Below are 7,002 nucleotides of genomic sequence, written 5' to 3' on the forward strand. Positions count from 1 at the left end.
GTTCACCCATAGCACCCCGCGGCATTCCCCCGTGGCTGTTTCCCGGACGCCACCGCGACAGTCAGTACACGTTCCATGGGATCATCCAGGGGCGACCGCGTCAGCGGTCCCACCTGATCCGTTTCGACTCATCCACCAGGAAGGGCGAACCACGTGACGGAACCGGCACCGGTCTTTGCCAGCGGGGTCGACAACGAGAGACTGAACGCGCAGCTGCGCTTCATCCTCGAAGTGGACAAACTCAAGCGGGTCCTGCGGCAGAACCTGCTGGTGGACGGCTCCCGGCGGGAGAACTCCGCGGAGCACTCCTGGCACCTGGCACTGTCCGCCCGCACCTTCGCCGAGCACGCGCCCGAGGGCACCGACATCGATCGTGTCACCGAGATGCTCCTGATCCACGACATCGTGGAGATCGACGCGGGCGACACCTTCCTGTTCGACCAGGTCAACACCGAGACGCAGGCGGAGCGCGAGCGCGCCGCCGCCGACCGCCTCTTCCCGCTCCTGCCCGAGGACCAGGCCGTCCGGGCCCGTGAGCTGTGGGAGGAGTTCGAGGCGCGGCTGACCCCGGAGGCGCGGTTCGCCCGCGCGGTCGACCGCCTCGCCCCGATGCTCGCCAACTGGCACAACGAGGGCGGCGCGTGGGTGCGCTTCGGCGTCACCCGGGCACAGGTCATGGAGAAGGTGAAGATGATCTCCGAGGGATCCGAGGCCCTGGGGTCGTACGCCACCGCCCTGATCGACGACGCGGACCGGCGCGGCTACTTCCGCCGCTGAGCGGCCGGGCGGGTAGGACCGGGTCAGACCCGGCCCATGATCAGCTGGACCGCGGCGGTCAGACCGACGATGACCAGCACCGCGCGCAGGGCGGTCGGACTGAGCTTGCGGCCGAAGTTGGCGCCCAGGTAGCCGCCGACGATGGTGCCGACCGCGAGCAGGGCCACCACGGGCCACGCGGGTGAGGCCAGCACGATGTAGAACACCGCGGCGGTGCTGTTGGCGATGGTGGCCAGCGCGTTCTTCAGGGCGTTGAGCCGCTGGAGGTCGTCGTCCAGGGTCGCGCCGAGCAGGCTGATCAGGATGATCCCCTGCGCGGCAGCGAAGTACCCGCCGTAGGTCCCGGCCCCGTAGGCGCCCACCGGCATCCAGACGCCGCCGTTCTGCGAGGCGGGCTTGCGCGAGCGGGCCCACTTGGTGATGCGGGGCTGGAAGATGATCAGCAGGCAGGCACCGCCGATCATGAACGGCACCACGGACTCGAAGACACCCGAGGGCAGGTAGATCAGCAGCATGGCGCCGGTGACGGCGCCGAGGAAGGACATGGTGCCGAAGCGGATCAGCCGTTCCTTCTGCCCGGCCAGCTCGCGCCGGTAGGCGATGGTTCCGCTGAGTGTCCCGGGGGCCAGGCCGACGCTGTTGGAGATGGTCGCGGTGATCGGCGGGTAGCCGAGCGCGAGCAGCACCGGGAAGGTGAAGAGCGTCCCCGATCCGGCGATGGCGTTGATCCCGCCAGCGGCCACACCGGCGATCAGAATGGCCAGGGCCTCCCAGAGTTCCATCCCACCGGCCTTCCGAACCACGCCCCCGACCCTCGAGGGCCAGAACAGACTACGAGACCCGGTCATCGGATCATCAGGCCGGGGCCGGGCAAACACGAGGCCCCGCCGCACCGGTTCGGGTACCGCGGGGCCTCACGAAGAATCAGGTCAGGTCGGGATCTTCACGACCTCTTTCTGGATGCGCTCGAAGGCGCTGCTGACGCCCTGGAGCGCCTGGCCCATCTCCGCCGGGACGATCCACACCTTGTTGGCGTCGCCCTTGGCGATCTCCGGGAGCTTCTGAAGGTACTGGTAAGCGAGCACGTCCGGGTCGACCCGACTCGTGTGCAGGGCCTTGAACACCATGTGGATGGCGTCGGCCTCACCGCGGGCCCGCAGGGTCTGAGCGTCCGCGTCGGCCTTGGCCGTGAGCATCTGCGCCTCGGCGTTACCCTTCGCCTTCAGCACGGACGAGGAGCGTTCACCCTCGGCCCGCAGAACCAAGGCCTGCTTCTCACCCTCGGCACTGAGCAGCTGGGCGCGCTTCTCGCGGTCCGCGCGCATCTGCATCTCCATCGCCTCCTGCACGGAGGACGGCGGCTCGATGCCCTTGAGCTCGATCCGGCTGATCTCGATACCCCAGTCGCGCGTGGCCTCGTCCAGTACGGACTTGAGCTCGCGGTTGATCTGGTCCCGGGAGGTGAGCGTGCCCTCCAGGTTCATGCCACCGATCACGTTGCGCAGGGTGGCGAGAGTGAGCTGCTCGACCGCCTGGATGAAGTTGGCGACCTCGTAGGTGGCGCGGTAGGCGTCCACGACCCGGATGTAGACCGCGGAGTCGACCTCGACCGCCAGGTTGTCCTCGGTGATGGCCGACTGCGGCGGGAAGCTGACCACCTGCACACGGCGGTCGATACGTTCCCGGACCTGGTCAACACCGGGAATCACGATGTTGAAACCGGAACTGAGCGTTCGGTGGAACTTACCGAAACGCTCGACCACGTCCTCCATCGAGTGCGGCACGATACGCACACTTCGCCAGAAGATGATCAACAGGACGGCGACGAAAAGTACGACGACGATGATGCTCGTAGCCATGGGTTAGCGAACCTTCCCGACGTCGAACCGGGTAACGGTGTTCAACAGCGGCATCTGCGGCAGCTCCGGATCTCCTGACGGGGGTGACAGGCAGCGTGGAAGCGGACCGCACCCTCGCAGCCCGCCGGGGATGATCATAAAGCGCGCCGAAATAGAGCGATCCGCTCACTGAACGTTGACGCTACCCCATACCCCTCCGGGACGACCACATCCGGACGGAAATAGGATTTACGGACAATACATTCCCGGCATATAAACGTCCCCTATTTCACGGGAACAGCCACGTCAAGGCAGGCAGTCAACCTTAGAGAGACGAGGGCGACCCTAGGGCGTGTTCCACGGACACGCTCTAGACAGCCCTGGCCGTCCAACGTCCCCCGTCGCGCTCCACCTTCAATGGCAGCCCGAAGGTCTCGCTGAGGTGCTCGGCGGTCATCACCTCGTCCAGCGGTCCGGCCTGCACCACGCCCCCGTCCCGGATCAGCAACCCGTGTGTGAAGCCGGGCGGGATCTCCTCGACGTGGTGGGAGACCACCACCAGCGCCGGCGCCATCTCGTTGGCGGCCAGCTTGCCCAGACGGCGCAGCAGGTCCTCACGGCCGCCCAGGTCCAGCCCGGCCGCGGGCTCGTCCAGGAGCAGCAGCTCGGGGTCGGACATCAGCGCGCGGGCGATCAGCACCCGTTTGCGCTCGCCCTCGGAAAGAGTGTGGAAGTCGCGGTCGGCGAAGTCGGCCACGCCCCAGTGGCCCAGCAGCGCACGTGCCCGGCCGTAATCGGGGGTGCCGTACTCCTCGCGGAAGCGTCCCAGATACCCGTAGGCGGCGCTGACCACCAGATCGAGAACAGGCGTGCCCTCCTCGATCCGGTTGGACACCGAGGCGCCCGCGTAGCCGATCAGCGGCCGCAGCTCGAACACGTCGACACCGCCGAGGTGCTCCCCGAGGATCTCGACCTTGCCCGCGGTGGGGTACAGCTGGCTGGAAGCCACGTTCAGCAGGGTGGTCTTGCCCGCCCCGTTGGGACCGAGCACGACCCAGCGCTCGCCCTCCAGCACCGACCAGTCGGCGCCGTCGAGCAGGTTCTCGCCGCCGCGCCGTACCGTGACCCCGTTCAGGCCCAGAACACGCCCGTCCATCATCCTCCTATCGTCACGTCCCACGCCGGTGCACGGGCCGCCCTACCCTGAAGTAATGCATCTGACGTCCGCACCGCTCGTCGCCTGGGGCAACGCCTGGCTGTCCGGCCACGTCGGGTTGGACGACGCCGTCGACGCCGTGGAACGCCGGAGCGGCCCCAACCTGATCGGGACAGTACCGCTAGGCGACCTGCCGTTCGACAGTGACGTACCGCTGCGTACCGCACTGGTACGCCTTCGTGGCCTGGGGTTGTCCGCGTTCCGGTTGGCGCTGCCCGCCTGGGGTGATCCGTTCGGGCTGGTGGGCCCGGCGGAGCTCAACCAGGCCGCCATCGAGGCTCAGGAGGGGGTGCTGGTGCAGCTCGCCGAACGGCAGGTGGGCCTGGTGCCCGCCGCCGACCGGCGTGGTTCATCCTACGTGGGCGTTTCGTGGGCTCCGTATCCGGCAAACGACGCCATCCCCCAAACACCCGACCTGCCCGAGGCCGAGCGGCAACTCAAGCTCACGCTGCTCCAGGTCGCCGAACAACTCCAGGGCGTGGACGACGTCGCGGGGTTCGCCCCGGCCGTGCACAGGGCCCTCGGTGACCTGGGTGACTCGGGTGTCCCGCTGTTGGCCCACGGCTATCCTCACCGCGCGCACAGGGTGGCGGCTCAGGCCGAGCGGCTGGCAAAAGTGGTGGAACTGGCCGAGCCCACCTCCGGAAGGGGCCTCAGCGCCTACCAGACACAGCTCCGCCGGGACGCCCTCCACCAGCTCGACGCGGCCGTGCGTAGAGCCCTGGTGGCGGCGCACGCCGCGATAGAGCTGCCGTAGACGGGTATGGAACCCTGGGAGTGGTGTCGGGAATTCTCGGGGTGAAGCCAGGGGATTCACCTGATCCGCACGTGAAGCGGTCACCCCGATACTTGGGTGAGAGCAGCACAGGGTGAGAGGCCGCCCGTGGCCGACCCGCATAAGGAGGAGAGCCGTCATCATGCAACCCGAGCACATCCGAGCTTCGGACGCGGACCGGGACCAGGTTGCCGAACGGCTCCGTGATGCCCTCGCGGAGGGGCGGCTCAGCCCGGTCGAACACGAGGAGCGCCTCGACACTCTCTACAAGGCCAAAACCATCGGGGAGCTGTCCCCGATCATCTCCGACCTCCCCGGCTCCGGAACCTCCGTGCCGTACGGCTACACCGCCACGGACGGCGGGCTCGACAACGGCATGGAGGTCCTCGGCAGCGAAGCCCGGGACCTGGCCGGACAGAGCAAGGGCTCGGAGAACCTCGTCGCAGTCTTCGGCGGCTGCGAGCGCCGCGGTCGCTGGCTGGTGGAGCCCCGAACCAACGTCTCCGTGCTCTGCGGCGGGGTGGAACTGGACCTGCGCGAAGCGGTGCTGAGCCAGCCCGAGGTGACCATCCAGCTCGCCGTGATCATGGGCGGGGTCGACATCACCGTGCCCCACGGGGTGCGGGTGATCAACAACACGTCAGCGATTCTGGGCGGGACAGACCTGCACGGAACGGACCAGGTCACGGACCCGAACGCCCCCGTCGTACACCTGACCGGCACCTGCATGCTGGGCGGAGTGGACGTCAAGGCCAAGAAGGCGAAGAAGAAGCGCAAGGGCCGCCGCGACAAATAGTGTCCACATAGTGAACTAGCTGCGAAAACCCCAGCCCCTGCCCGTCACTCCCGCCCCACGGCCGAGTACCGTGGAGATCGCCATGAGTGATGAATCCACGTTGTTGGTCACGGTGACCGGACGCGACCGTCCGGGCATCAGCGCACGCCTTCTGAGCACCCTCTCCGTCTTCCCCGTCACCATCGTCGACCTCGAGCAGGTCGTCCTGGGCGGGCGACTGGTCCTGGGCGCCATTCTGGAGGTCGACGAACGGGTCGCCCCTGGGGTGAGCCGCCAGCGGGTCTTTGAGGAGATCCGCTCCGCCCTGGACAAGACCGCCATCGACCTCGACATGGAGGTCGAGTACGCCGACGGCAACAACCGCGTGAACGAGGTCGCTTCCGAGCGGCTCCATGTCACCGTCCTCGCCGCACCCCTACGCCCCGGCGCCCTGGGAGCGATCACGTCCTGTGTGGCCCGTTCCGGAGCCAACATCGACCGCATAGAGCGGCTCTCCGGCTACCCGGTCACCTCCGTGGAGATGGAGATCTCTGGAGGTAACCCGGACCAGCTCCGCGCCGAACTCGCCATGGAGTCCGCCACCCAGGGTGTAGACGTCGCCGTCCAAGCCAGCGGCCTGCACCGCCGCGGCAAGCACCTCATCGTCATGGACGTCGATTCGACCCTCATCCAGGGCGAAGTCATCGAACTCCTCGCGGCCCACGCGAACTGCCTCGACGAGGTAGCCAAGGTCACCGAAGAAGCGATGCGCGGCGAACTCGACTTCGAGGAGTCCCTCCGCCGACGCGTGTCCCTCCTCAAGGGCCTGGACGCCTCCGCGATCGACAGGGTCCGCGAAGAAATCCAGCTGACCCCGGGTGCCCGCACTCTCGTCCGCACACTCAAGCGCCTCGGCTACGAGTGCGGCATCGTCAGCGGCGGCTTCACCCAGATCACCGACGTCCTGGTAGAGAACCTCGGCCTGGACTACTCCGCGGCGAACACCCTGGAAATCCTCGACGGCAAACTCACCGGTAACCTGGTCGGCCCCATCATCGACCGCAAGGGCAAGGCCACCACCCTCCAGCGCTTCGCCGAAGAAGCCGGGGTCCCCCTCGAACAAACCGTGGCCGTAGGCGACGGCGCCAACGACCTCGACATGCTCCAAACCGCAGGCCTGGGCGTCGCCTTCAACGCCAAGCCGGTCGTCCGCCAGCAGGCCGACACCTCGGTGAACGTGCCTTACCTGGACACCATCGCCTTCATCCTCGGCATCACCCGCGAAGAAATCGAAGCCGCCGACCTCGTAACAGCACCCCAGGACTAACCAAGCGTCAGAGGGGACTCCGCATGTGCGGAGTCCCCTCTGACGTACCCCGGGGGTGAACCTGTGCGTTCCCCTCCCCTTCCGTGATCTTGCTACCAGGAGCGAGTTCGGCGCCCAACTTGCTCCTGGTAGCAAGATCACGGAAGAACCCGACACACACAACGAAGCCCCCCCCCACGAGTCACAACCCCCACCCCACCATTCACATGTTCACAAACCCAAGCAACAAAAAAGGAGGAGGCCCGTCCCGAAGAACGAACCCCCTCCCCTCAAGAAAAACCGTGGCGGCGACCT

7 protein-coding genes are annotated in these 7,002 nt (G+C 67.2%); 4 read left to right on the plus strand and 3 right to left on the minus strand.

Annotated features, from left to right (window positions below):
• Positions 1-153 precede the first annotated feature (153 nt).
• The gene (locus D457_RS0128195) at positions 154-777 is read left to right on the plus strand and encodes an HD domain-containing protein (protein ID WP_017584023.1); all 624 of its coding nucleotides are present in this window, start codon (positions 154-156) and stop codon (positions 775-777) included.
• 23 nt (positions 778-800) lie between these two features.
• On the opposite strand, the gene D457_RS0128200 is transcribed toward D457_RS0128195, so the two are convergent.
• From D457_RS0128200 to D457_RS0128210, 3 genes are all read right to left on the minus strand, one after another.
• Positions 801-1,559 (minus strand): sulfite exporter TauE/SafE family protein, encoded by a 759-nt coding sequence (locus tag D457_RS0128200; RefSeq protein WP_017584024.1) that lies wholly within the window; start codon positions 1,557-1,559, stop codon positions 801-803.
• Between the two features lie 147 nt (positions 1,560-1,706).
• A complete protein-coding gene (locus tag D457_RS0128205) occupies positions 1,707-2,636 on the minus strand; it encodes an SPFH domain-containing protein (RefSeq protein WP_017584025.1) in 930 nt (309 codons plus the stop codon).
• Positions 2,637-2,985: 349 nt separating this feature from the next.
• Positions 2,986-3,771 carry an ABC transporter ATP-binding protein gene (locus D457_RS0128210; protein ID WP_017584026.1) on the minus strand — a complete coding sequence of 262 codons (786 nt, stop codon included), beginning with the start codon at positions 3,769-3,771 and terminating at the stop codon, positions 2,986-2,988.
• 55 nt (positions 3,772-3,826) lie between these two features.
• Here D457_RS0128210 and D457_RS0128215 point away from each other — a divergent pair, with 55 nt between their 5' ends.
• From D457_RS0128215 to serB, 3 genes are all read left to right on the plus strand, one after another.
• Positions 3,827-4,588, plus strand: coding sequence for a uroporphyrinogen decarboxylase/cobalamine-independent methonine synthase family protein (locus D457_RS0128215; RefSeq protein WP_017584027.1), 762 nt, complete (start codon positions 3,827-3,829; stop codon positions 4,586-4,588).
• A gap of 160 nt (positions 4,589-4,748) precedes the next feature.
• Positions 4,749-5,402 carry a DUF1707 SHOCT-like domain-containing protein gene (locus D457_RS0128220; protein WP_017584028.1) on the plus strand — a complete coding sequence of 218 codons (654 nt, stop codon included), beginning with the start codon at positions 4,749-4,751 and terminating at the stop codon, positions 5,400-5,402.
• A gap of 82 nt (positions 5,403-5,484) precedes the next feature.
• Positions 5,485-6,708 carry a phosphoserine phosphatase SerB gene (serB, locus tag D457_RS0128225; protein WP_017584029.1) on the plus strand — a complete coding sequence of 408 codons (1,224 nt, stop codon included), beginning with the start codon at positions 5,485-5,487 and terminating at the stop codon, positions 6,706-6,708.
• Positions 6,709-7,002 lie beyond the last annotated feature (294 nt).

Origin of the sequence: Nocardiopsis valliformis DSM 45023, assembly GCF_000340985.1 — a bacterium.
Classification (GTDB): Bacteria; Actinomycetota; Actinomycetes; order Streptosporangiales; family Streptosporangiaceae; genus Nocardiopsis; species Nocardiopsis exhalans.